The organism is Halioglobus sp. D3-4 (assembly GCF_055809315.1).
Window position 1 is genome coordinate 3,748,999 of record NZ_CM147907.1, and the last position, 22,279, is coordinate 3,771,277.

Sequence of the window (22,279 nt, forward strand, 5' to 3'; positions counted from 1 at the left end):
ACAATGAGCGCGTTGTATGCAATATCAATCTACCTGATTCAAACCTTGCTCAGCCTTTACCTGGTGGCAATGTTACTGCGCTTTATTCTGCAACTGGTGCGCGCGGATTTTTACAATCCGATCTCACAGTTCATCGTCAAGGTGACCAACCCGCTGGTGATCCCCGTGCGCAAAGTTATCCCCGGCTATGGCGGTATTGATCTCGCCTCCCTCCTGCTGGCCATCACCCTGCAGATCGCGGGAATCGCGGTGGTTTTCCTGATTCAGTTTGGCGCGGTTCCACCACCGATACAACTTCTGCTTGGCGGAGTACTGGGCGTGCTGGCGCTATTGGTGCAGATGTATTTTTTTGCATTGCTGGCGATGATCATTCTGAGCTGGGTCGCGCAGGGCAGCCGCCATCCAGCCATCTTCCTGCTGTACCAGATCACTGAACCGTTGATGGCACCGGTGCGCAAATTGCTACCGCCAATGGGCGGCCTCGATTTCTCACCGATTCTCGCCTTCATCCTGATCAACGTGATCCAGATAGCACTGAGCCACATGGCGGCGGCAGTTGGTGTGCTGGGCTTCGCACCCTGGTTGCGCTAGAAGGCCGAGCCAGAGCAATGAATCCCCAGAATTCTGTAGGAATTGTCACACCACAGGTCGCGCACTTTGACGAGCCACTTGAATTGGCCTGCGGTCGCGAACTGGCCGACTACGATCTGGTGTACGAAACCTATGGTGAACTGAACGCGCAACACAGCAATGCCGTGCTGATCTGTCACGCGCTCAGCGGCAATCATCACGCGGCTGGCTACCACAGTACGGAAGATAGAAAGCCGGGCTGGTGGAACGAGTGCATCGGCCCTGGAAAACCGATAGATACGACACATTTTTTCGTCGTATGCCTGAACAATCTCGGTGGATGTCACGGCTCCACCGGCCCCAGTTCCATGAATCCCGCCACAGGAAAACCCTGGGGTTCGGATTTTCCACCACTGCGCACGCGAGACTGGGTACACAGCCAGGCACGCCTGGCAGACCGCCTCGGGATCGAATGCTGGGCTGCAGTCATTGGCGGCAGCCTAGGCGGTATGCAGGCGATGCGCTGGTCGCTGGAGTTCCCAAACCGTATCAGGCACTGTGTCGTTATCGCCGCTGCACTGAAGCTCAGCGCCCAGAATATCGCCTTCAATGAAGTTGCCCGCCAGGCGATAGAATCAGATCCGGACTTTCGCGAAGGGCACTACCAGCAGCACGGTACCGTACCGGCGCGCGGTCTGGCACTGGCTCGCATGATCGGCCACATCACCTATCTGTCAGACGACGCAATGGCCAATAAGTTCGGGCGCGATCTACGCTCAGGTAGCCTGGACAAAGGCGACGTTTCCAATGCAGAATTTCAGGTGCAGAGCTATCTGCGTCACCAGGGCAGCCAGTTTTCTGGCAGCTTCGACGCCAATACCTATATTCTGATGACACGCGCACTGGATTATTTCGATCTGGCACTGGAGTACGACAATGATCCCGTGGCGGCATTCAAGCATGCCCAATGCAGTTTTCTGGTGATGTCATTTTCTACCGACTGGCGCTTTTCGCCTGAACGATCGCGCGAAATCGTCAATGCGCTAATCGCAGCGGATCGGCCGGTGACCTATGCAGAAATCGAGGCCAAAGAAGGGCACGATGCATTCCTACTCCCCATATCGCGCTACATCTCGGTGTTTCGCGCGTATATGTTGCGCGTGAGGGATGAAAGCTGATGCGCCTGGATCTCTCCCATATTCAGCGCTGGATCGCCCCCGAATCACGGGTATTGGACCTCGGTTGCGGCGATGGCGTCTTCCTCGAATTCCTGCGCGATCAGCGCCAGGTACGAGGCACTGGCCTGGAGATCGACCAGAACTATATTACCGCAGCCATCTCCCGCGGTATCAACGTCATTGAGCAGGATATGGACGAGGGCCTCTCCAACTTCCCCGACCAGAGTTTCGATACGGTAGTACTTGCGCTGGCACTGCAGGCGGTGAAATATCCGGAGCGGGTGCTGGATGAGATGCTGCGCATCGGCCGCGAGGGAATTGTTACCTTCCCCAACTTCGGTCACTGGCGCTGTCGGCTAATGCTGGGCCTGCAGGGACATATGCCAGTATCCAGTTTCATGCCATATACTTGGTATAACACGCCGAATATTCACTTCTGCACCGTGAAAGATTTTGAAGACCTGTGCCTGGCCAAAGATATCCGCATCGTCTCTAGAGAAGTCGTCGGTGAAACCCGGGACCAACCGATGCTGTCCAATAAGTGGCCCAACCTCTTCGCCACCACGGCGATATACCGGATTACTCGATAATATGTGCCAACGTACCCAAGCCCTTGTTTTAATACTGTTACTTCCTCTTCTGGCCGTAACCGCGCAGGCACAACAGTCGGAGGCCTTTGGCCCATACGAACTCTATTACAGCGTGGTCAATACCACGTTTCTGGACCCGAAAATTGCCGAGACCTACGGCATTACCCGCGGAGAGAAGCGCGCCATTCTCAATCTGGCAGTCCGGGAAAACCTCGCCGATGGCAGTGAAGCCCGCGCGATGGTGTTACAGGGCCGCACCTCAGACCTGATTCAAAAGCAGACCCTGGAGTTTAAGGAAATTCGCGAAGGTGAGGCTATCTATTACATCGCAGAATTCGGATTTATCAATGAAGAGTGGCGCTTTTTCGAAATCGATTTCCGGCCGTCAGGGGCAGAGCAAACCTACTCCTTCAAGTTCAAGCACCAGCTCTATACCGACTAATGGCTGATTCCTCACTCACACAGACCGTGGTGCTGGCCAGTGGTAATGCCGGCAAACTGCGGGAACTCGGGGAGGTACTCGCGCCGCTAGGTGTTGCACTCGCTCCGCAATCCGAATTCAACGTGCCCGAGGTCGAAGAAACCGGCCTGAGCTTTGTCGAGAACGCGATCATCAAGGCGCGGGCAGCGGCGGAGCACAGCGACTTGCCTGCAATAGCCGACGATTCCGGTCTGGAGGTGGATTATCTTAACGGAGCTCCCGGCATCTACTCCGCGCGCTATTCAGGCGCCGGTGATGAAGGCAATAACGCGCGCCTGCTGGAGGAATTGCATGACATACCCGATGCACAGCGCAGCGCCAGATTCCAGTGTGTACTGGTTTACATGCGCCATGCACTCGACCCCACACCGCTTGTCTGCCAGGCCAGTTGGGAGGGGTTTATCCTGCATGCGCCCAGAGGCGACCAGGGCTTCGGTTACGATCCACTCTTTTGCGTGCCGGAGCATCAGTGTAGCTCCGCAGAGCTGCCACGTGAGTTGAAAAACCGCATCAGTCACCGGGCGAAAGCCAGCGCGCTGCTGTTCGAAGCCCTGCGTAACCGCTGATGCAGCTGCCTCCACTGGGGCTGTATATACACCTACCCTGGTGTGAGCGAAAATGCCCCTACTGCGATTTCAATTCGCATGAGACCCACCGGATCCCTGAAGAGCAGTACATTCACGCATTGCTGCAGGACCTTCAGGATGATCTGCACTTGGTGCAGGGCCGGACTATAGACACCCTGTTTATTGGCGGCGGCACGCCCAGCCTCTTTTCGGGTAGCGCGATCAAGCGGCTGCTACATGGAATTGCTGACAGAGTCCCTCTCGCAGCAACGCTGGAAGCAACAATGGAGGCAAACCCCGGGAGTGCAGAAGCTGAAAAGTTTGCAGCCTTCAAAGATGCCGGGATCAATCGCTTATCGCTGGGCATACAGAGCTTTAACGACACCCACCTGCAGGCACTGGGCCGTGTACATACAAGTGATCAAGCCCATGCGGCAATCGCGTATGCGCACGATGCGGGCTTCACCCGCCTCAATCTGGACCTGATGCACGGGCTGCCCGGTCAAACCCTTGAGGCTGCAGAGAAAGATTTACTGACAGCGATTGCCTGCCAACCGGCACACCTCTCCTGGTATCAACTGACCATTGAACCCAACACGGTATTCCACAAACGCCCGCCGCTGCTACCGATTGAGGACGAACTGGCGGATATCCAGTTACACGGCGAACAACAGCTGGCCGAAAGCGGCTATGCGCAGTACGAGGTATCCGCCTACAGCAAGCCCGGCTTCAACTGCCTTCACAACAAAAACTACTGGTCGTTTGGGGACTACCTGGGTATCGGCGCTGGCGCGCACGCCAAGATCACCTTTACCGACGGACGTATCCAGCGATTCGCCAAGCGCCGACAACCGCAGGAGTATATGGCGACGGAGCCCGGCCACTATGTAGGCAGTCATCGCACGCTGGAGCAGAAGGAGTGTGTCGGCGAGTTCATGATGAACGCCCTGCGCCTGAATACCGGGTTTACCGTGCCGCAGTTCGTCTCTCGCACAGGATGTAGAACCGAGACGTTGACCCCACAGCTGGAATTTCTGCAACAACAGGGCCTGCTAGTGTGCGATAGCGATGTTGTCAAAACCACAGACCTCGGCCGGCGGTTTCTGGATACCGTGGTGGCGGCGTTTTTCCCGGACTCACCCTAACTCGCGCGTGTACCCAAAAAGCCCCATCCGGGACAGATGGCCTTGCTGACGGTTGGCGGGGCACAATCCTGCCTTACCTGTCTACAATGCGAATGCGAGTAACCTGAGCTCGGCCACCAAAAAGGCTTCGATCTCGCGCCATTAATTGCTCTGGCAATCGTAGTGGCTATCTCAACGCACCTCTTGGCATGACTGGCTAAACAGCAGTATGCTGGGAACGGCCCCTCGTGTCGCTTGCGGCAGCAGCATGCAATCGCGCAAAAATGAGAGCGGGTGTAGGCAGCTGGCTGCATATGCCTCGAATAATCATGTCATGCCAGCGTATCCATATCGTTTTGCATGAAAAATACTACAGGTGGATGACGTAATTGAAATGGTCATTGGCATTACTGTTGCTGCTTGTTCCTGTTGTCTGGCATACCATTGGCTCTTTCGACAGTACTGAGGTCGATCGCCCCAATATTGTTCTGATTATTGCCGATGACCTGGGGCCGCAGCTGGGTATCTACGGCGATCCCAACGCGCGGACACCCAACATCGATCAACTTGCACAGGAGGGCACGAGGTTCAATGCGGGCTACGTCACAGCTGCCTCCTGCAGCCCTTCCCGTGGCAGTATTTTTACCGGGCTGTACCCACATCAACACGGAATGATGGGCTTATCGCAGTTCGGCACTCAACGGATGCATGACAATGTACCCAAATTACCCAACGCGCTGAAAGAGTTGGGCTACCGAACTGCGATCATCGGTAAAACACACTACGAACCCAGCAACCACTTTACATGGGATACGGAAGAAACCAATGCGCAAAAGGTGGTTTTCGAGCGGGACGTATTGTGGATGAATCAACGCGCGATGGCGTTCGTCGATGACGGGGCAGAGCCTTTCTTCCTGGTAATGAGTTACACCGACCCCCACCGTGTTGGTGCTAGAGGGGGCAGCCGGTATGGGCCAAAACGTAATCTAAAATTCCCGCACACCAGGCTTGGGCTTCCACAGCAAAGCACGCCCCCCTCCAAAATCAAGCCATTTCCATTTCTCGGCCTGGATTCACGGCAGATTCGTGAGGAACTCGCTGATTACTATAGTGCGGTCGACAGGCTGGATATCGGTGTCGGAGATCTGAGAAACCAGCTTGTCAGCCGTGGGTTGTGGGAAGATGCACTGGTTATTTTCATTGGCGACCATGGCCCCGATGTCACGCGCGGTAAGATGGCTGTGTATGAGTCCGCAGTGCGAATTCCATTTCTGCTTAAAGCGCCAGGTGCGGACAAGGGAGTCGTGCGAGAGGAACTCGTCTCTACAGTGGACATTTTCCCAACCCTGCTGGAGGCGGCGAAGTCCGCAGAGGCGCCTTCCACTGAAGCACATTCCCTACTGCCTTTGACAGCGGCCAGGGCTTCACCGGACTGGCGGCGCTACCTATTCACCGAGTACATCACGCATGGCCCGACGCAGTTCTTCCCGCGTTATGCTGTTAGGGACGAGCGTTATAAACTGATTTTCAATGTGCAGGGTGACGAGCTGGAAAACCCTCTGAACCCCGGCAACTACTGCAATGCATGGTGGGAGTCTCGAAAGCCCAAGTATCGAAATTTACCCATCAAAGCGGTGTACGACCGAGTAGAGACCCCCCCGAAAATAGAGCTCTACGACCTTCAGGAAGATCCGTATGAGTGGCGCAATCTTGCAGAGAGTGCCGATCTGACGGCAGTGAAAGAACGCCTTTTACAGGCAGTACAGAAGTGGCGACAGTCGACCGGGGACCCGCTGCTTGATCCCACTGCGTTCAGACAGGAGCAGAATAAGCGGGCTCAAAAAGATAAACCTACCTCGCGCGTCACTAGCTGGTTAAAGCAAGGACTGGCCAGATTCATAGAGTGAGAGCACAGATAACTCAAATCCGGGAAAAAACAAGGTCCCAGACGCCGTGGCCAAGCCGCTCGCCACGCAACTCGAACTTTGTCAGTGGCCGTTGCGCTGGCCGCTCCGCGAACTCGCCTTCGCTGCAGGTATTCGAGAAGTCCTCAGCGCCGCTGAGCACGGCCATCATCTGGCTCGCATAATCTTCCCAGTCGGTGGCTAGGTGCAATGTCCCACCGGACTTCAGCTTTTGGGCCAGCAGTGCCACGAACGCCGGCTGTATCAGACGGCGCTTGTTGTGCCGTTTTTTATGCCAGGGGTCGGGAAAGAAGATCTGGATCGTATCCAGGGCCGCATCGGGAATGCTGTCCTGCAAAACCTCAACCGCGTCGTGGCAGTACACCCGAATATTGTCTATACCGAGTTCGTCGATACTGTGTAATAACCGACCGACACCCGGGCGGTGCACCTCAATCCCAATATAATTTGCATCCCGATTGGACTTTGCCATTTCCGCCAGGGATTGACCCATGCCAAAGCCGATCTCCAGTACGCGGGCGCCGGGCCGGCCAAAGGCGGCGTCGATGTCCAGTTCATCGGGGGTGTACTGAAGGCCCCAGCGCTGCCAGCCTTCATCGTATGCGCGGCGCTGCCCCGGTGTCATACGACCCGTACGCAGCACATAACTGCGTATGCGCTGCCGCTTGTCGAGTTCTGTCATGGCCGCGCGTCCGAATTAGTCCAGCAGTTTCCAGCCTGTAGCAGCCAGGCAAGCCCACCCGGCGATGAAGGCCAGTCCTCCCAGCGGAGTGATCGCGCCGAGCCAGCGCACGCCGGTCACACTTAACAGATAGAGGCTGCCAGAAAAAATTAAAATACCAACAATGAATAACCAGCCACTGCTTTTAAGCAGCGCGGTGTGCGGTTGACTGAGGGCGATAATGCCGACGGCCAGCAGCGCGAGGCTGTGATTGAAATGATACTGCACTGCTGTATCAAAGACGCCCAGCGCGTATTCATCCAGTTTGCCCTTCAGTGCGTGCGCGCCGAAAGCACCAAAGATCACAGCCAGCATGCCGCTGAGTGAAGCCAGAGTGATAAACAATTTTGCCATGGAGGGATTGTAGCAGGGAGGCGGTTAACCCGCCTCCCCTGTGGACGTTCTATACTGCGATAGCCGTTCGCAACTTCGCCATCGCACTTTGCTCGAGCTGGCGGATGCGCTCGGCCGAAACACCGTACTGAGCGGCCAGTTCGTGCAGGGTGGCTTTCTTCTCGGCCAGCCAGCGCTGCGACAGAATATCGCGGCTGCGCTCATCGAGATCGGACAACGCGCTGTGCAGTTGTGTCTCGCTATTGTCCTGCCAATCGCTGGACTCAAGAATCTGCGCCGGGTCTGCGCTGTGATCTTCCAGATAATACTGGGGTGCCTGCCATGTTTCATCGTCATCGGAACCGGTGGGCAGGTCGTAGCCGAGGTCGCGGCTGCTGAGCCGACCCTCCATACGCTGCACTTCCTGAACATCCACACCCAGATCTTCAGCGATGGCCTGTGCCTCGTCCTCACTCAACCAGGACAGCGACTTTTTGGCGCTGCGCAGGTTGAAGAACAACTTGCGCTGCGCTTTGGTTGTCGCCACTTTCACGATGCGCCAGTTGCGCAGAATGAACTCGTGCATTTCCGCCTTGATCCAATGCACCGCAAACGACACCAGACGCACACCCTTCTCGGGATTGAAGCGCTTGACGGCCTTCATCAAGCCGACATTGCCTTCCTGTACCAGATCCGCCTCAGCCAGGCCATAGCCGGAATAGCTGCGCGCGATGTGCACAACGAAGCGCAGGTGCGACATTACCAGTTCTCGTGCTGCCGCCAGGTTCTGATTGTAATAAAGATCTTCTGCCAACTCGCGTTCACGTTCAGCGCTCAGTATCGGAATGCTGCTCACCGCCTGCACATAGGCGGGTAGATTGGCTCCCGGCACCATCTGATCGATAGGCATCAAGCTCTTTGTCATTGTTTGGGTCCTCTTAATAATCGGTGCTGATTTTAGCACTCAATACATTAGAGTGCTAATTTTACAAAAGTTCAGCCCATAGAGAAAAGTTAAATTTTATTTTTATTTATCAGGTACTTAGCTAATTCCAAGTGCTCAAGCCCAGAGACTACTGCGGCTCGATGTGGACCAGATGGCGCGAGACTGCCAGCCAGGCTCCCGCCAGGCCGAGCAGACCGCCGAGAATGACCAGATTCAGTGCCCCCATCACGCCCAGCCCGCTCAGGTAAAACGCACTTTCGTAAAGCAACGCGAGGTTCGCAATCGGCTCTTCGAGAAACCACAGCGCCGCCGACACCAGAATGCCCGCCAGCACCCCTCCGCCAACGCCATACCACAAGCCCGTATACAAAAAAGGACGTCGCACAAAACCATTGCTGCCACCGACCAGCTTGACGATGACAATTTCGTCGCGCCGGCTCTCAATAGCCAAGCGAATGGTGTTGCCCAGAATCAACAGCACCCCTATCACCAGCATGCCGCCCACAGCCAGAACGATACGCCGACTGAGCTCCATCAGCGTATTGAGGCGCTGCAACCACTCCATATCCAGCACCGCCTCGGCGATATCACTGTGTCCCTCCAGTTCTGTGCGCAACGCGAGCACCGCAGGCTCATCCAGCGTGGCAACGGGCGTCACCAGAATCAGGTTCGGCAGTGGGTTTTCATCCAAATTGGCCAGCACATCCGCGAACCCGGAAAGTTCACGAAACTCTTCCAGTGCCTCTTCGCGCGAGATAAACCGCGACGCGGTCACATCCTGTCGCGCTGCCAATTCCGCCTCGAGCTCGCCTACTGCTGTATCGTCTGCGCCCTCCTGTAAAAATAATGAGATTTGCGCGGGGCTATCCCAACCATTGCTCACCTGGCTAACGTTATCCAATGCCACATTCAGGCCGACGGGCAGGGCCAGCGCGATACCGATAACCAGCCATGTCAGCAAACTGGCTCCCGGGCTTTCGATGACACGCACCAAGCTGTCCGCCGCGGAAAGCCGGTGATGCTGCAACCAGCCAGCGAGTTGGTTCAGCAGCCCCGTTTGACTGGGGCGGGCGCTCGCCTTGCGCCTTGGCGTTTGACGTCGACGTATCACTGCCCAGCCCCGCTGACGAGACTGCCCTGTTGCAGGGTAATAATGCGGTGGTGTAGACGCGAGATCAGAGCCAGGTCGTGACTGGCTATCAACACTGTTACCCCTACTTGATTAAACTGTTCAAACAGATTCATGATCTCCGCAGATAGCCCCGGGTCGAGGTTTCCCGTCGGCTCATCGGCCAGCAGTATTCGCGGCTTGCCTACCACCGCTCTAGCGATACCCACACGTTGCTGTTCACCCCCGGACAGCGCCCTGGGCATGGCCCACTCGCGGTGGAGCAAACCCACTTTGTCCAGTGCCGCGCGCACGCGGCGCCCAATCTCGCGGTGTTCATAACCGGCTATCACCAGGGGCAGTGCAACATTGTCAAAGACGGTACGGTCAAATAGCAGCCGGTGGTTCTGGAACACGACGCCAATATTGCGCCGCAGCCTGGGTATGCCGCGGGAGCGCACGGTAGCCAGGTCCTGCCCGTTGACAATAACCTGCCCGCGAGTGGGCCTGTCCATCAGCATAATCAACCGCAACAGCGTGCTCTTGCCGGCGCCGGAATGACCCGTGAGGAACACGAAGTCTTCGCTATTTATATGGAGACTGATTTCGCGCAGGGCATCGTGCCCTTCCGGATAGCGCTTACTGACCCTGTCGAAGGTGATCATGCAGAGGCATTGTCCACATCGAAAAGAGCTTCTATGAACTGCTCAGCCTGAAACGGGCGCAGGTCTTCCACCGCTTCGCCAACCCCTATGAAACGGATTGGGAGCTGCAATTTTTTCGCTATCGCAAAAATAATTCCGCCCTTGGCAGTGCCGTCCAGTTTTGTCAGGGAAATACCGGTCACGCCCACCCACTGCTGAAAATTCTCCGCCTGGGCGAGCGCATTCTGCCCGGTACCGGCGTCCAGCACCAACATCACCTCATGGGGCGCGGACGGGTCGATCTTGCCCATCACTCGAACCACTTTCTTAAGTTCTTCCATTAGGTTGTCTTTGTTGTGCAAGCGACCGGCGGTATCGGCGATCAGGACGTCCACCTTGCGCGCGCGCGCCGCCTGGAGTGCATCAAACAGGACGGACGCGCTGTCCGCACCGGTATGCTGTGCCACTACCGGCACATCATTGCGCTCACCCCACACCTGCAATTGTTCCACAGCCGCCGCACGAAAAGTGTCACCCGCAGCCAGCATCACCGAGCGACCGCTTTCCATATAGTGCTTGGCCAACTTGCCGATAGTCGTTGTCTTACCGACACCGTTAACCCCCACCATCAGGATGACGTAGGGCTGATGGCCGCTGACATCCAGTGGCTGCTCACAGGGCTGCAGCAGCGCCAGCAATTCTTCGCGCAGCGCAGCGTGCAGTGACTCCGGTCGTGTCAGTTCCTTGCGCGACACACGCTTTGTCAGGCGCTGAATAATATCCAGCGTCGCCTCAATGCCCACATCAGCCATCAACAGGCGAGACTCCAGTTCCTCGAACAGCTCGTCGTCAATTTCCTTGCGACCCAGAAACAGATTGCCCAGACCCTGCACGAGATTGTCGCTGGTGCGGCCGAGCCCGCGCCGCAGGCGCGAGAAGAACCCTGTCTTCTCCTGTGTCTTCTCCTCTGCGACCGCTTTCTCATTCTCCGGTGGGGCTTCCTCCTGCGATGACGCTTCAGAAGAATGCACTTCAGGCGGCGCAACCGGCAGTGGGCTTTCAGGTGAGGACGTGTCGACCTGTGGTGCTTCAGCCGGCTCCGGTGCCGCGGTCGCTTCGGCAGTGTCTGCTATCGCCAGTTGCTCTGTCACCTGCGCATTGGGACTTGCTTCTGCGGTGACACCCTGCGATGTAGCTTCAGCAACCGGGCTTCCAGGCGCTGAAGCGTCGGTCAGCGCTTCGGGCTGTTCTCCCTCTGGGGCCTGCTCGGCAGAAGAATCACCGCTCTCAACCGGCTTCTTGCGTCTCAGGCCCAATCGTGACAGGAAGCCGGGCTTTTCCTCCTCGACAGCAACCTCGGCATCGACCACCTGCTCGGCATTAACCGACTCATTGGTGGGAGCATCTGTCTGCGTAGCCTCCGCTACCGGCGCTTCTGCCGGTTGTGCAGGCGGGGCTTCTTCGCGCTGCTCGATGGCAGCCGGCTGCGCAGATTCATCACCCGCGTCACCGCCCTTCTCACAGTCAGTGATTACTTCAGGGGAAGCCTCATTGGCCTCCGCCTGTTTTTTACGTTTGAAAAATTTCATAGTTGTCGTGCTAAAGTGTGTGCATTACGCATGCCTGAAGAAGGCGCCTATCGTAACACCCTTGGATAAAGCGAAGAAATGTCACGAACCGGGAGTCGTCGGGGAAAGCCTGGACAAGTAAGGATCATCGGCGGCCGCTGGCGCGGACGCAAGCTCTCTTTTCCCGCCGCAGAGGGCCTGAGACCGACCGGCGATCGTATCCGGGAGACCCTGTTCAACTGGCTCGCACCACATATTCAGGACGCACGGTGCGCCGATTTGTTCGCCGGCAGTGGTGCGCTGGGTCTGGAGGCACTTTCCCGCGGCGCCGCTCACTGCGATTTTGTCGATTCCGCTCCGGCTGCGCTGTCCGGGATAAGGCAGCATCTGCATACACTCGATGCTCAGGATGTGGGCAGATGCCACGCAATCACTGCACAGCAGTTCCTGCAGCAGGCACAAGAGCCCTACGATATCGTATTTGTAGACCCGCCGTTCAAGCTGCCGCTGGTGGAACCGGTGTGCGAAACTCTGGCGTGTTCAAGTTTATTGGCCGAAGCAGCTTTCGTTTACATTGAAATGGCATCGACAGAACCGCCACCGTCAGTGCCCCTAAAATGGACACTGCACCGCGAAAAGGTTTCCAGCGGTGTCGCCTATCGATTGTTCAGCACCACAGAAACCAGCACAGCAGCCTGAAACACCCGTAGCAGAAAGCGGCCGCATTGTCGCTGCCGGACAAATTGTTTACCATCCGCGCTTCTGCCTTCGCAACCGGCCACTGCTATGAGTACCGAAACTGTCATCTATCCCGGCACCTTTGACCCCATTACCAATGGCCATGTGGATCTCGCCGAACGCGCCGCGCGCCTGTTTGACCGCGTGGTTGTGGCGATCGCCCACAGTGAAAAGAAAACGCCGCTGTTTTCTCTTGAAGAAAGGGTTGCCCTCTGCGAGGCGTCACTGGCCCATCTGGATAACGTCGAGGTCGTGGGTTTCAGCAATCTGTTGACAGACTTTGCCAAAAGTCAGAATGCCCGCTGCGTGCTGCGCGGCCTAAGGGCGGTAGCGGATTTCGAGTATGAGTTTCAGCTGGCCAATATGAACAGGGCCATCTTCCCCGAGTTTGAGAGTATCTTCCTCACGCCCTCAGAACACCTGTCCTATATTTCATCTTCCCTTGTGCGGGAAATCGCCGCACTGGATGGCGAAATCGGACCCTTTGTGCCGGAGCAGGTCGCCACTGCACTGAAGCGCCGATTTACCGGGAACTGACCGGAGCCGCGTCGGCACGGGTAGTGCCTCAGGAATCGCTGTCTTCCGCGTTTCTTTCGTTCATGCGTTTTATCGCCTCGGCATCCTTACCGGTATAGCCCGTGTTACGGCAGCCGAGGCAGCGCATAAAGGTCGCTTCTGCCGGCCCACCAATCAAGGTCCCCGCCGCTTCACTGGCACTACCGGCCAACAACGTGAACGGCAGACTGACCAGCCATACCGCGGTACCTCCCACTGTCAGCACCGCGCCAATGGGCCGCGCAACCAGCAGGTCTCCGACCATGGCCCATTCATTGGGGCTCTCGTCAATGGCCTCTTGAGCCAGCAACATCTGCGGCAGCAGTAGACAACTTACCATCAGGGCAACTGTCGCCCGACGTACCCGAACTCTTATTTTCATGATCACGCTCCCGGGTTTATACCCGTCCCCTTTGCACTAAGTGTAGCCTGTTCAGCGCTGGCAGGTCACGCAGTAGACACTGCTGCGCTGACCCAGTCGCAGCTCTCGCAACTCGCCCCCGCAAGCCCCGCAAGGCTGCCCCGAGCGGCCGTATACATGCAGTTGCTGGGCGAAGTAACCGGGTTTGCCGTCACCGCCCACGAAGTCTCTAAGAGTAGTGCCGCCCTGATCTATAGCCGAAGTAAGTACTCGCTTTATGTTATCTGAGAGCCGCAGGTAACGCGCCAGCGAGATGCGCCCGGCAGCCCGGGCAGGATGAATACCCGAAAGGAACAGTGCTTCGTTAGCGTAAATATTACCAACACCGACGACCACCTTACCGTCCATGATGAAGTTCTTGACCGGCCCCTTGCGACCCCGCGACAATCGGTGCAAAAGCTGGCCGTCAAAGCTCTCTGAGAGGGGTTCGGGACCCAGATGGCTGAGCAGCGAGTGCACCTCACCGGGCGGTTGCCACAGAAAACAGCCGAAGCGCCGCGGGTCGTGGTAGCGCAGGCAGGCGCCGCCATCCAGCAGAAGATCGATGTGATCATGCCGACCGGGTGTTTCAACGGGGGCAACCACCCGCAATGACCCGGACATACCCAGGTGCACCAACAGGCTACCGACGGAGGTGCGGAATAGTAAGTACTTACCTCTGCGATCTACCGCAGTAATCGTCTGACCGCGAAGCACTGCCGGCAGTGTATCCGGGACCGGCCAGCGCAACCGGGCATCACGCACGTTGACCTGTTCAACCGTGCGATTGAGGCAGTGTGGTTCGACTCCCCGGCGGGTCGTCTCTACTTCGGGCAACTCGGGCATAGCGCTGTATTTTTGATTCTGCTGGGTTGAGAAAGCCTGGACCCACAAGCAAAAACCCCGGCTATAGCCGGGGTTTTATGTATTGTGCATCACGTCGGTAGGGCAATTACTTGATTTTGCCTTCCTTATACATGACGTGCTTACGCGCGACCGGATCGTACTTTTTCATTTCGAGCTTGTCGGGCGTAGTTCGCTTGTTTTTGTCCGTGGTATAAAAATGGCCTGTACCAGCGGAAGAGTTCATTCTGATCTTCTCTCTCATCGCAGTTCTCCTTTAAACTTTTTCGCCACGGGCGCGAATGTTTTCCAACACCTGCTCAATACCCAGTTTATCGATGACACGCATACCCTTGCTCGAGACACGCAGGGTGACAAAGCGCTTCTCGTCCTGCAGCCAGAAACGGTGCTGATGCAGATTAGGCAAAAAACGACGACGGGTGCGGTTCTTTGCGTGTGACACGTTATTTCCTGTTATCGGACGTTTGCCGGTAACCTGACAGACTCTAGCCATGATAGTTTGCTCTCCCAAAAAGCACGCGGGATTTTCAGTAAATTTGATGTTGCCTGACGGTCAGAACGAGACCCAGGCCGCGCAGAGCGCGACTTTATACCAGAACAACCGGCGCATAGCAAGCGATGTAAACTTGGGATAGGGGCTCAGTTTGAAAATCGCAGAGACTGCCGAGAAGCCCGGGTGATTAGGCCCTGGCGGGGCCTGATCACCCGGATTCCGTGAAGGTGGCTCAATCCAGCAGAACCACTAACACGGGCAGACGCTTCCTTGTTTCTGCCCAAGGTGCATAATTGCCGATGCGCTTATAAAAGCCCTTGCTCGGCAAACGAGTACTCTCGGCCACTGCCGACAATAATATGATCCAGCACCCTGATATCCAGCAGTGCGAGCGCGGAGCACAAGCGCTCGGTGATACGCCGGTCGGCACTGCTTGGCTCGGCCACGCCGGAGGGGTGGTTGTGTGCGAATATCACCGCGGCAGCGCCATACTGCAGCGCTCTGACAGCGACCTCACGCGGGTAGACAGCGGCGCCGTCGAGAGTACCGAAGAACAGATCCTCGCAGCGCTGCACACGGTGCTGGCTGTCCAGAAACAGACAGGTGAAGACCTCTCTGTTACGACTGCCGAGGTGGTACTGCAGGAAGCGGCGGGTATCGCTCGGGCTGCTCAGGACATCACCTTTGCGTGCGGTCTGTAAAGCCTGCCTGCAAGCCAGCTCCATCGCGGCACGTAGACGAGCATATTTTGCCGGCCCGACTCCCGAACAGTCCAACAGCTTGCCTTGTGGCGCGCGCATCAATCCACCTATGCCGCTGAACTCCGTCAGCAGGGAACGCGCCATATCCAGCGCGCTGCAATCACGGTAACCGGTGTGTAGCAGGACGGCGAGCAACTCTGCATCCGACAGGGCATCGGCACCGCGCTCCATGAGTTTATCCCGTGGGCCTTCCCCCGGAATCCAGCGGGCAATACTCATACGGCTCCTCCCTGAGCTCCAGCTGTGCGGTGTCAAATCCTGCGTCACAGTGGTATCTTCCACCCGGTTATCCTCCCAGATAGAGCGCGTAAATGGCACATCTTTTCAATCGCAATGTTCTGCTTGGTGTCAGCGGCGGTATCGCCGCCTACAAATCTGCAGAACTGGTCAGGGCGTTGCAGGAACGCGGCGCCAAAGTGCGCGTGATAATGACTCACGGGGCACAGGAATTTATTACGCCGTTAACCCTGCAGGCGCTCTCCGGAAATCCTGTACACACCGAATTGCTGGACGAGCGCGCCGAACTCGGTATGGGGCATATTGAACTGGCGCGCTGGGCAGACGTGCTGTTGATTGCACCGGCCACGGCCGACCTGATAGCGCGCCTCAGTGCCGGTCGGGCCGATGACCTCCTCACGACAGTGGCACTTGCCACCTCTGCACCGATGATGCTGGCACCTGCGATGAACCAACAGATGTGGAAGGATGCGGCGACGGCGGCCAACATCAATACCCTATTGGAAAGAGGTGTACAGTTGGTGGGCCCGGAAGCCGGCCTGCAGGCCTGTGGCGATATCGGTCCCGGTCGCATGGAGGCGCCAGAGGTGATTGCCGATGCCGCAGGCGGCTTATTTGCCACCGGTGAGTTGGCGGGCAAACGTATCGTCATCACCGCCGGCCCGACACGCGAGGCACTGGACCCGGTGCGCTATATCTCCAACAACAGCTCGGGGAAGATGGGCTACGCGTTGGCTCAGGCGGCCGTCGATGCCGGTGCAATCACGACGCTGGTCAGTGGCCCTGTGAACGTGGCCGCGCCGGAACACACCAGGGTTGTAGACGTCCAGAGCGCCGAAGAGATGCTGGAGCAGAGCCTGCTGCTACTGCCAGACTGCGATATTTTCATTGCCTGTGCTGCGGTAGCGGACTACCGCCCCGTCGCAGTTCAAAGCCAAAAAATAAAGAAAGGGCCACAGGAAATGACCCTGCAGATGGTACGTACGCCGGATATAGTTGCTACCGTGGCATCACATGAGCACAAGCCCTACACCGTTGGCTTTGCGGCAGAAACCAATGACGTGCTGGCCTATGCCAGGGACAAAATGCAGCGCAAGGGCCTGGATATGATCGTCGCCAACGATGTGGCAGATACGTCAATCGGCTTTAATAGCGATGAAAACGCCGTGACAGTATTGTGGTCCGATGGCGAACAAACGATAGAGCGCGCAACGAAACATACGATAGCGCGGCAGATAGTACAATTGATTGCCCGGCATTCCTGAATAGGGGACCCGCTGTTTAGTGGCTACCCCCTCGCTTGCGCCCCGCCCCGGCCAATGCCGGCACGGACAACTGAACTAAAGGGAATATGCCCGTTTGAGCGACCACTACTATGTAATATCATCCTACACTGGACGTGTAGACTGGCCCGGTGAATGCTGAAGTTTAAAAAATTTAAAAAATCCCCCAAGGACGACGGCCCTAAGAAGGCGGTTACTAATAGCCCCCAAGGCATCAACGCCAAAGGGAATGCGTTGCAAAAGATCGGGGGCATTGCACTGGCGGCCATTCTGGTTCCTTTGGTAATGGCTTTCGCCTACCTGATCTTTGCGCGTCAGCCCTACCTTCAGGAACAACAGGTTGACAGGGTGTCCTCATCTTTCGCACTGGAACAGGCGACAATCATCCACCGCCTCTTTTCCCAGCTTCAGGAACGTATTCAAAGCGCCGCGCTGTCACCACTCGCGCTTTCCGCGATAGCCAGCAAATCCGAGGATGATCTACCTCTGGTTGAACAAGCCATGTTGGATTACTTTCCGGAAGTGACCAGTTTAAGAATCATCCCTATCGGCGATATGGGCACCGCTGACTTTGCCGAGGGTAATCAGGGGTTGCGGAATCATATCGAAGTCGATCTTGTCAGGCGCACCAGCGAGGGTGAGGACACACAACCTGAGGCATATAAGTTTGAAGACCGTTGGCTAACCTCCGTGGCGGCACGCGTGACGCACCCCCGTATCGAGGATCGCTGGGCGGTCATCCTCGCCACACTGGACAACGAGGAAATCGCAAAACAACTGAAGCCTCTGGGGAATTCCCATGGCCGCTACGCGCTGGAGCAATTATTCACCACACCGGGTGGACAGGACCGCGTGGACGTTATCGCTGAAAATGGCAGCGCAAGCGTCGGCCCCGGCACCCGTTATGCCGAGATTCCTGATACTTCGTGGCGCATCTCGTTCAGCCCTTCCGACGAGCTGTTAAGCACACTGAGTATCGACCCGATTCCGCTGTATACGCTGCTGGCCCTGCTGGTGCTGGCGGCATTCGCGTCACTGTCCATCGTACTCATTGTATTTCCACGGAAATTGAATACGGAAATCGAGTTAGTTGTTGCGGCGGCGGACCAGAAGAGCCCGCTAAATCTGGCAGTACCGGAGCTGGTGCCACTGGCCAAGCAATTGCGCCGCGCAACCCTGCGCGCCCTGCGACAGAGCACCTCCACCAGCCCAACGCCCCAACCTACTCAGGAGGAGGCGCCACCACCTGCCACTCAGAGTTCCGAGTTCACCAACCCACTTTTCCAATCCAAGAATATGCTCGATGATGACGAGGTTCTGGACCTGGACCTGGATATTGCCAGCGGCGATGTCACCTCAGCAACCGCTCCACCCCCCGAAGCGGGAGTACCAGAGCACGTGTTCCGCGCCTACGATATTCGCGGTAATGCCGAGACCGAACTGACAGACGAGCTGATAAACAACATCGCCCGCGCCATTGGCAGCATTGCCGGTGAAATGGGTGAGCAATCACTGATCGTAGGCTGTGACGGACGCACATCCAGCCCGCGCATCAAGTCTGTGGTAGTACGCGCACTGATGGAAACAGGCAGGGATGTCATAGACATCGGCCTCGTACCGACTCCACTACTGTATTTTGCCACGCGGCACCTGAACTGCCGATCCGGCATCATGATAACCGGCAGCCACAACCCCGCCGACCACAATGGGCTCAAAATTGTGCTGAATCAGCAAACTATTGCGGCGGGCGGTATCAGACAGATTCGAGAACGAGTGCGCGCTGGTACGTTCAGCTCCGGCAGCGGGCGAATGGTGCGTGAAGATATCGTGCCTGCCTACAAAGAGGAGGTACTGCACGACATCGCTATCGCTGTGCCACTGAGAATTGTAATTGATGCGAGCAATGGTGCCACTGGTGAACTGGCCCCGAGGCTGTTCGAAGAACTCGGCTGTGAAGTGGAGCGCCTGAACTGCCATATTGACGGGCGATTCCCCGGCCATCCCCCGGATACCAGCAATGAGGATAACCTCGCTGAACTGTGCCGAGTGGTTGTCGATGTGCAGGCGGATTTTGGTGTGGCATTTGATGGTGATGGCGACCGGCTTGCCGTAGTGACACCCAGCGGACGCATTATCCGCTCCGATGTCCTGCTGATGCTCTATGCCCAGGATGTGGTGTCACGCAACCCGGGCGCCGATGTCGTGTTCGACGTGAAGTGCACCCGCCACCTCTCCGAGCTCATCACACGTAACGGTGGCCGGCCTGTCCTGTGGAAAACCGGACACGCATTTATGAAAGAAAAGATGCAGGAGACCGGTGCACTGCTGGGCGGCGAATTCTCCGGCCACATGTTTTTCGGGGAACGCTGGTACGGGTTTGACGACGGTATGTATGCGGCAGGGCGCTTGGCCGAAATACTAAGCACGCATGGCGAGAGCCTGGACCAGTCCATCGATCAGTTTCCGGCCACCATCAACACGCCGGAGATCATTATTCCAGTGAGTGATGACTACAAGTTCGCGCTAGTGAAGAAAATCATTGAAGATGCCGATTTCTCCAACGGCAAAGTCAATACCATGGATGGCATCCGGGTGGACTTCAGCTACGGCTGGGGCCTATTGCGCGCCTCCAACACTGGGCCGGCCCTTACCGCGCGTTTTGAGGCGGACACCCAGGAAAACCTCGAGATTATTCAGGATGAATTCAGAGAGCATATCGCCCTGATAGACCCCGACATCGAACTTAACTTTTAAACTTTCCCAGCCCACTACAGGGCCCGGATTAATCGCAGGTCACGCTATGTCACTAGATCGCACTGAAGCGCTCAACATTGCACAGGTACTCACAGAGGCGCTGCCCTATATCCAGCGCTTCACAGGAAAAACCATTGTCGTCAAATTTGGTGGCAATGCGATGGTGGACCCACTACTGCACGAGAGCTTCGCCAGAGATGTGGTACTGATGAAGCTGGTTGGGATGAATCCGGTGGTTGTGCATGGCGGCGGGCCCCAGATTGGTGCGCTGCTAGAGAAGCTCAATATCCATACCGAATTTGTAGACGGCATGCGAGTCACCGATGCCCAGACAATGGACGTAGTGGAAATGGTGCTGGGAGGCAGTGTCAATAAGGAGATCGTCTCATCGATCAATCGCAACGGGGGCAAGGCCATTGGTGTCACCGGGAAAGACGGGCAGATGATTCGCGCACACAAACTCAAGGTCAGCCGGAATACGCCGGGGCTGGATGCGCCAGAGATCATAGATATCGGCCATGTCGGAGAAGTCGACCAGATTGATACCGAAGTGCTCAAAGTTATCCTGGAGAGCAACTTCATTCCTGTCATCGCGCCAATAGGCGTGGGCGAGGACGGCAGCACATACAATATCAACGCCGATCTGGTAGCCGGAAAACTGGCCGAAGTCATGCGCGCGGAAAAGCTTATGCTGCTAACCAATGTCGCCGGGCTGCTGGATAAGAATGGAGAAATCCTCACCGGCCTGACGACGCAGCAGGTCGACGAGCTGATCGCCGACGGCACTATCAGCGGAGGTATGCTGCCGAAAATACGCTGTGCTCTGGACGCGGTTAAAACCGGTGTTAACAGTGCCCATATTGTCGATGGCCGAGTGCCCCACGCAGTGCTGCTTGAAACATTCACGGACGAGGGCATGGGCACGCTCATCACCAATAAACGCAACTAAGAAAAAAAGAGGCAGAAATCCGGCCCCATAGTGGCCGGGCTTATTGCAGGCGCGGCGGGTAATCGCTAGCATGGAAGAAACGCTATTCGAGTTGGAACGCCATGCCTCCGAGAAAATCCCAAAGGCGCCAGCAGATATTGGAAGCTCTGGCCCAAATGCTGGAATCCAACCCCGGCAATCGCATAACCACTGCCGGTTTGGCTAAACAGGTCGGTGTTTCTGAAGCCGCTCTGTATCGGCACTTTCCCAGCAAGTCCAAAATGTTTGAAGGTCTTATCGAGTTTATCGAGGACACGTTGTTCACCCGTGTCAGCATTATTCTGGGAGAGGAATCCACTGCCGCGAAACGCTGCGAAAAAATGCTTATGCTGTTGCTGGTATTCACCGAGCGTAACCCCGGCCTTACCCGAATCCTGACAGGTGATGCCCTGTCGGGAGAAACCGAGCGCCTGCACCAGCGTGTCGCGCAGTTGTTTGACCGTTTCGAAACACAGCTCAAACAGGTAATTCGGGAAGCGGAGTTGCGTGAAGGGTTGCGCCCGGTACTGTCACTGGCCGCTGCCGCCAACCTGCTGATGGCCGCCGCCGAGGGTCGCATATCCCAGTATGTTCGCAGCGGCTTCAGCCGACCGCCCACCTCGGAGTGGAACAAACAGTGGGAGTTGCTGATCGGTGGGTTCTTCCGCGATGCTGTCACCCAGCCACTTTCCGGCCAGGCCCACGGTTTCGTTAGCTAGGAAAAACTCTCTCTAGGTTGTGACCGAGCGCCACTTCGCCGCCCCTGTTTACAAGGCCGGCCGCGAACACCACACCTACTGTCTGGTGCGCAGCGTCTGCCGCAGTTCAACAACGTCTCGCAACATTCTGAAGCGCTCGATATCCGCATCGTAGGCCGCTTCGAGCTCAAGTATTTCGCGCTCCCGATCACTGATGTCGCGCTCTGTACTCGCGATTTCACTTTGCAGGGTTTCAATGGCTCGCAGCCGCTCCACATCCACTGCTATGCCAGAGCGCTCCATATTGGCTGCCTGGGCCTGATAGTTTTCGACCTTCTGTTTAAGCGCGCGGCGATTGCCCTTGAGGATACTCATCCTGATCTGCAATTCACCGAGGGCTCGACGCCGTGCATCCTCTATATCTTCTACGGTGCTGTAGCGAAGCATTAGCGACTCATCCCACTTCCGCAGGCGCTCCTGCTCCGCTCTCGCCTCTCTCTCGCGCTCATTTTCAGCATTTTCTATCGCTCTTTCCTCCGGGGTCAGTGTCCGCGGCACAACCTTGATCACCATGCCTTCGTTGTTGAGCACTTCATAGCCGCCGCTGATTGACTCCGCCGGGACCTGGTAATCCACGACGACATTGCCTTCGGCATTGCGATAGCGATAGAGCGGCTTGGCCTCGACCAGTGGCGTGAGAAACAGCAGTAACGCGCATGCCACCATCCCACGAAAGAGCGATGTTCGTGTATTCATGTGCCCAATATAGAACCTG

General features: G+C 56.8%; 25 protein-coding genes. 13 read left to right on the forward strand and 12 right to left on the reverse strand.

From position 1 onward, the window contains the following. Positions 1-3: 3 nt before the first annotated feature. From AC0L6S_RS16395 to AC0L6S_RS16425, 7 genes are all read left to right on the forward strand, one after another. The gene (locus AC0L6S_RS16395) at positions 4-591 is read left to right on the forward strand and encodes a YggT family protein (protein WP_473425184.1); all 588 of its coding nucleotides are present in this window, start codon (positions 4-6) and stop codon (positions 589-591) included. A gap of 17 nt (positions 592-608) precedes the next feature. Then, positions 609-1,748, forward strand: coding sequence for a homoserine O-succinyltransferase MetX (metX, locus tag AC0L6S_RS16400; RefSeq protein WP_473425185.1), 1,140 nt, complete (start codon positions 609-611; stop codon positions 1,746-1,748). Then, positions 1,748-2,338, forward strand: a complete 591-nt coding sequence (gene metW / locus AC0L6S_RS16405; protein ID WP_473425186.1) for a methionine biosynthesis protein MetW — start codon at positions 1,748-1,750, stop codon at positions 2,336-2,338. The genes metX and metW overlap by 1 nt, the downstream gene beginning before the upstream one ends. 1 nt (position 2,339) lies before the next feature. Further along, entirely contained in the window at positions 2,340-2,780 is a 441-nt protein-coding gene (locus tag AC0L6S_RS16410; RefSeq protein WP_473425187.1) for a DUF4426 domain-containing protein, read from the forward strand. Continuing rightward, on the forward strand, positions 2,780-3,385 hold the full coding sequence (gene rdgB / locus AC0L6S_RS16415) for an RdgB/HAM1 family non-canonical purine NTP pyrophosphatase (RefSeq protein WP_473425188.1): 606 nt from the start codon (positions 2,780-2,782) through the stop codon (positions 3,383-3,385). Before AC0L6S_RS16410 ends, rdgB begins: the two co-directional genes overlap by 1 nt. Beyond that, positions 3,385-4,530: a radical SAM family heme chaperone HemW gene (hemW, locus tag AC0L6S_RS16420; protein WP_473425189.1), complete on the forward strand. Its 1,146-nt coding sequence runs from the start codon at positions 3,385-3,387 to the stop codon at positions 4,528-4,530. The genes rdgB and hemW overlap by 1 nt, the downstream gene beginning before the upstream one ends. A gap of 368 nt (positions 4,531-4,898) precedes the next feature. Next, on the forward strand, positions 4,899-6,416 hold the full coding sequence (locus AC0L6S_RS16425) for a sulfatase family protein (protein ID WP_473425190.1): 1,518 nt from the start codon (positions 4,899-4,901) through the stop codon (positions 6,414-6,416). A 13-nt stretch (positions 6,417-6,429) separates the two neighbouring features. On the opposite strand, the gene trmB is transcribed toward AC0L6S_RS16425, so the two are convergent. The 6 genes from trmB to ftsY form a co-directional block, all read right to left on the reverse strand. Continuing rightward, entirely contained in the window at positions 6,430-7,116 is a 687-nt protein-coding gene (gene trmB / locus AC0L6S_RS16430; protein ID WP_473425191.1) for a tRNA (guanosine(46)-N7)-methyltransferase TrmB, read from the reverse strand. 15 nt (positions 7,117-7,131) lie between these two features. Continuing rightward, a complete protein-coding gene (locus AC0L6S_RS16435; RefSeq protein WP_473425192.1) occupies positions 7,132-7,509 on the reverse strand; it encodes a DUF423 domain-containing protein in 378 nt (125 codons plus the stop codon). A gap of 49 nt (positions 7,510-7,558) precedes the next feature. Then, positions 7,559-8,413, reverse strand: coding sequence for an RNA polymerase sigma factor RpoH (rpoH, locus tag AC0L6S_RS16440; RefSeq protein ID WP_473425193.1), 855 nt, complete (start codon positions 8,411-8,413; stop codon positions 7,559-7,561). A gap of 148 nt (positions 8,414-8,561) precedes the next feature. Then, the gene (gene ftsX / locus AC0L6S_RS16445; RefSeq protein WP_473425194.1) at positions 8,562-9,545 is read right to left on the reverse strand and encodes a permease-like cell division protein FtsX; all 984 of its coding nucleotides are present in this window, start codon (positions 9,543-9,545) and stop codon (positions 8,562-8,564) included. Continuing rightward, positions 9,542-10,207: a cell division ATP-binding protein FtsE gene (gene ftsE, locus AC0L6S_RS16450; RefSeq protein WP_473425195.1), complete on the reverse strand. Its 666-nt coding sequence runs from the start codon at positions 10,205-10,207 to the stop codon at positions 9,542-9,544. Before ftsE ends, ftsX begins: the two co-directional genes overlap by 4 nt. After that, positions 10,204-11,319, reverse strand: coding sequence for a signal recognition particle-docking protein FtsY (ftsY, locus tag AC0L6S_RS16455; protein ID WP_473428626.1), 1,116 nt, complete (start codon positions 11,317-11,319; stop codon positions 10,204-10,206). Before ftsY ends, ftsE begins: the two co-directional genes overlap by 4 nt. Before the next feature lie 534 nt (positions 11,320-11,853). On the opposite strand from ftsY, the gene rsmD reads away from it, so the two are divergent. Together rsmD and coaD are read left to right on the forward strand one after the other, a co-directional pair. Beyond that, positions 11,854-12,453, forward strand: a complete 600-nt coding sequence (gene rsmD, locus AC0L6S_RS16460) for a 16S rRNA (guanine(966)-N(2))-methyltransferase RsmD (protein ID WP_473425196.1) — start codon at positions 11,854-11,856, stop codon at positions 12,451-12,453. Positions 12,454-12,540: 87 nt separating this feature from the next. Beyond that, a complete protein-coding gene (coaD, locus tag AC0L6S_RS16465) occupies positions 12,541-13,029 on the forward strand; it encodes a pantetheine-phosphate adenylyltransferase (protein WP_473425197.1) in 489 nt (162 codons plus the stop codon). A gap of 28 nt (positions 13,030-13,057) precedes the next feature. Here the strand turns inward: coaD and AC0L6S_RS16470 are convergent, their stop codons facing one another. The 5 genes from AC0L6S_RS16470 to radC form a co-directional block, all read right to left on the reverse strand. Then, positions 13,058-13,429, reverse strand: a complete 372-nt coding sequence (locus tag AC0L6S_RS16470; RefSeq protein WP_473425198.1) for a hypothetical protein — start codon at positions 13,427-13,429, stop codon at positions 13,058-13,060. Positions 13,430-13,480: 51 nt separating this feature from the next. Further along, entirely contained in the window at positions 13,481-14,293 is an 813-nt protein-coding gene (gene mutM / locus AC0L6S_RS16475; RefSeq protein WP_473425199.1) for a bifunctional DNA-formamidopyrimidine glycosylase/DNA-(apurinic or apyrimidinic site) lyase, read from the reverse strand. 106 nt (positions 14,294-14,399) lie between these two features. Further along, positions 14,400-14,555, reverse strand: coding sequence for a 50S ribosomal protein L33 (rpmG, locus tag AC0L6S_RS16480; RefSeq protein ID WP_040481754.1), 156 nt, complete (start codon positions 14,553-14,555; stop codon positions 14,400-14,402). Between the two features lie 12 nt (positions 14,556-14,567). Beyond that, positions 14,568-14,804: a 50S ribosomal protein L28 gene (gene rpmB, locus AC0L6S_RS16485; RefSeq protein WP_473425200.1), complete on the reverse strand. Its 237-nt coding sequence runs from the start codon at positions 14,802-14,804 to the stop codon at positions 14,568-14,570. 305 nt (positions 14,805-15,109) lie between these two features. Next, entirely contained in the window at positions 15,110-15,784 is a 675-nt protein-coding gene (gene radC, locus AC0L6S_RS16490) for a RadC family protein (RefSeq protein WP_473425201.1), read from the reverse strand. A 92-nt stretch (positions 15,785-15,876) separates the two neighbouring features. Between radC and coaBC the strand changes: the two genes are divergently transcribed. The 4 genes from coaBC (at position 15,877) to slmA (ending at position 21,525) form a co-directional block, all read left to right on the forward strand. After that, positions 15,877-17,067: a bifunctional phosphopantothenoylcysteine decarboxylase/phosphopantothenate--cysteine ligase CoaBC gene (gene coaBC / locus AC0L6S_RS16495; protein WP_473425202.1), complete on the forward strand. Its 1,191-nt coding sequence runs from the start codon at positions 15,877-15,879 to the stop codon at positions 17,065-17,067. Positions 17,068-17,220: 153 nt separating this feature from the next. Next, a complete protein-coding gene (locus AC0L6S_RS16500; RefSeq protein WP_473425203.1) occupies positions 17,221-19,839 on the forward strand; it encodes a phosphomannomutase/phosphoglucomutase in 2,619 nt (872 codons plus the stop codon). A gap of 46 nt (positions 19,840-19,885) precedes the next feature. Continuing rightward, positions 19,886-20,788, forward strand: a complete 903-nt coding sequence (gene argB / locus AC0L6S_RS16505) for an acetylglutamate kinase (protein WP_473425204.1) — start codon at positions 19,886-19,888, stop codon at positions 20,786-20,788. Between the two features lie 101 nt (positions 20,789-20,889). Next, the gene (gene slmA, locus AC0L6S_RS16510) at positions 20,890-21,525 is read left to right on the forward strand and encodes a nucleoid occlusion factor SlmA (RefSeq protein WP_473425205.1); all 636 of its coding nucleotides are present in this window, start codon (positions 20,890-20,892) and stop codon (positions 21,523-21,525) included. 75 nt (positions 21,526-21,600) lie between these two features. Here the strand turns inward: slmA and AC0L6S_RS16515 are convergent, their stop codons facing one another. Further along, positions 21,601-22,260 (reverse strand): hypothetical protein, encoded by a 660-nt coding sequence (locus tag AC0L6S_RS16515; RefSeq protein WP_473425206.1) that lies wholly within the window; start codon positions 22,258-22,260, stop codon positions 21,601-21,603. Positions 22,261-22,279 lie beyond the last annotated feature (19 nt).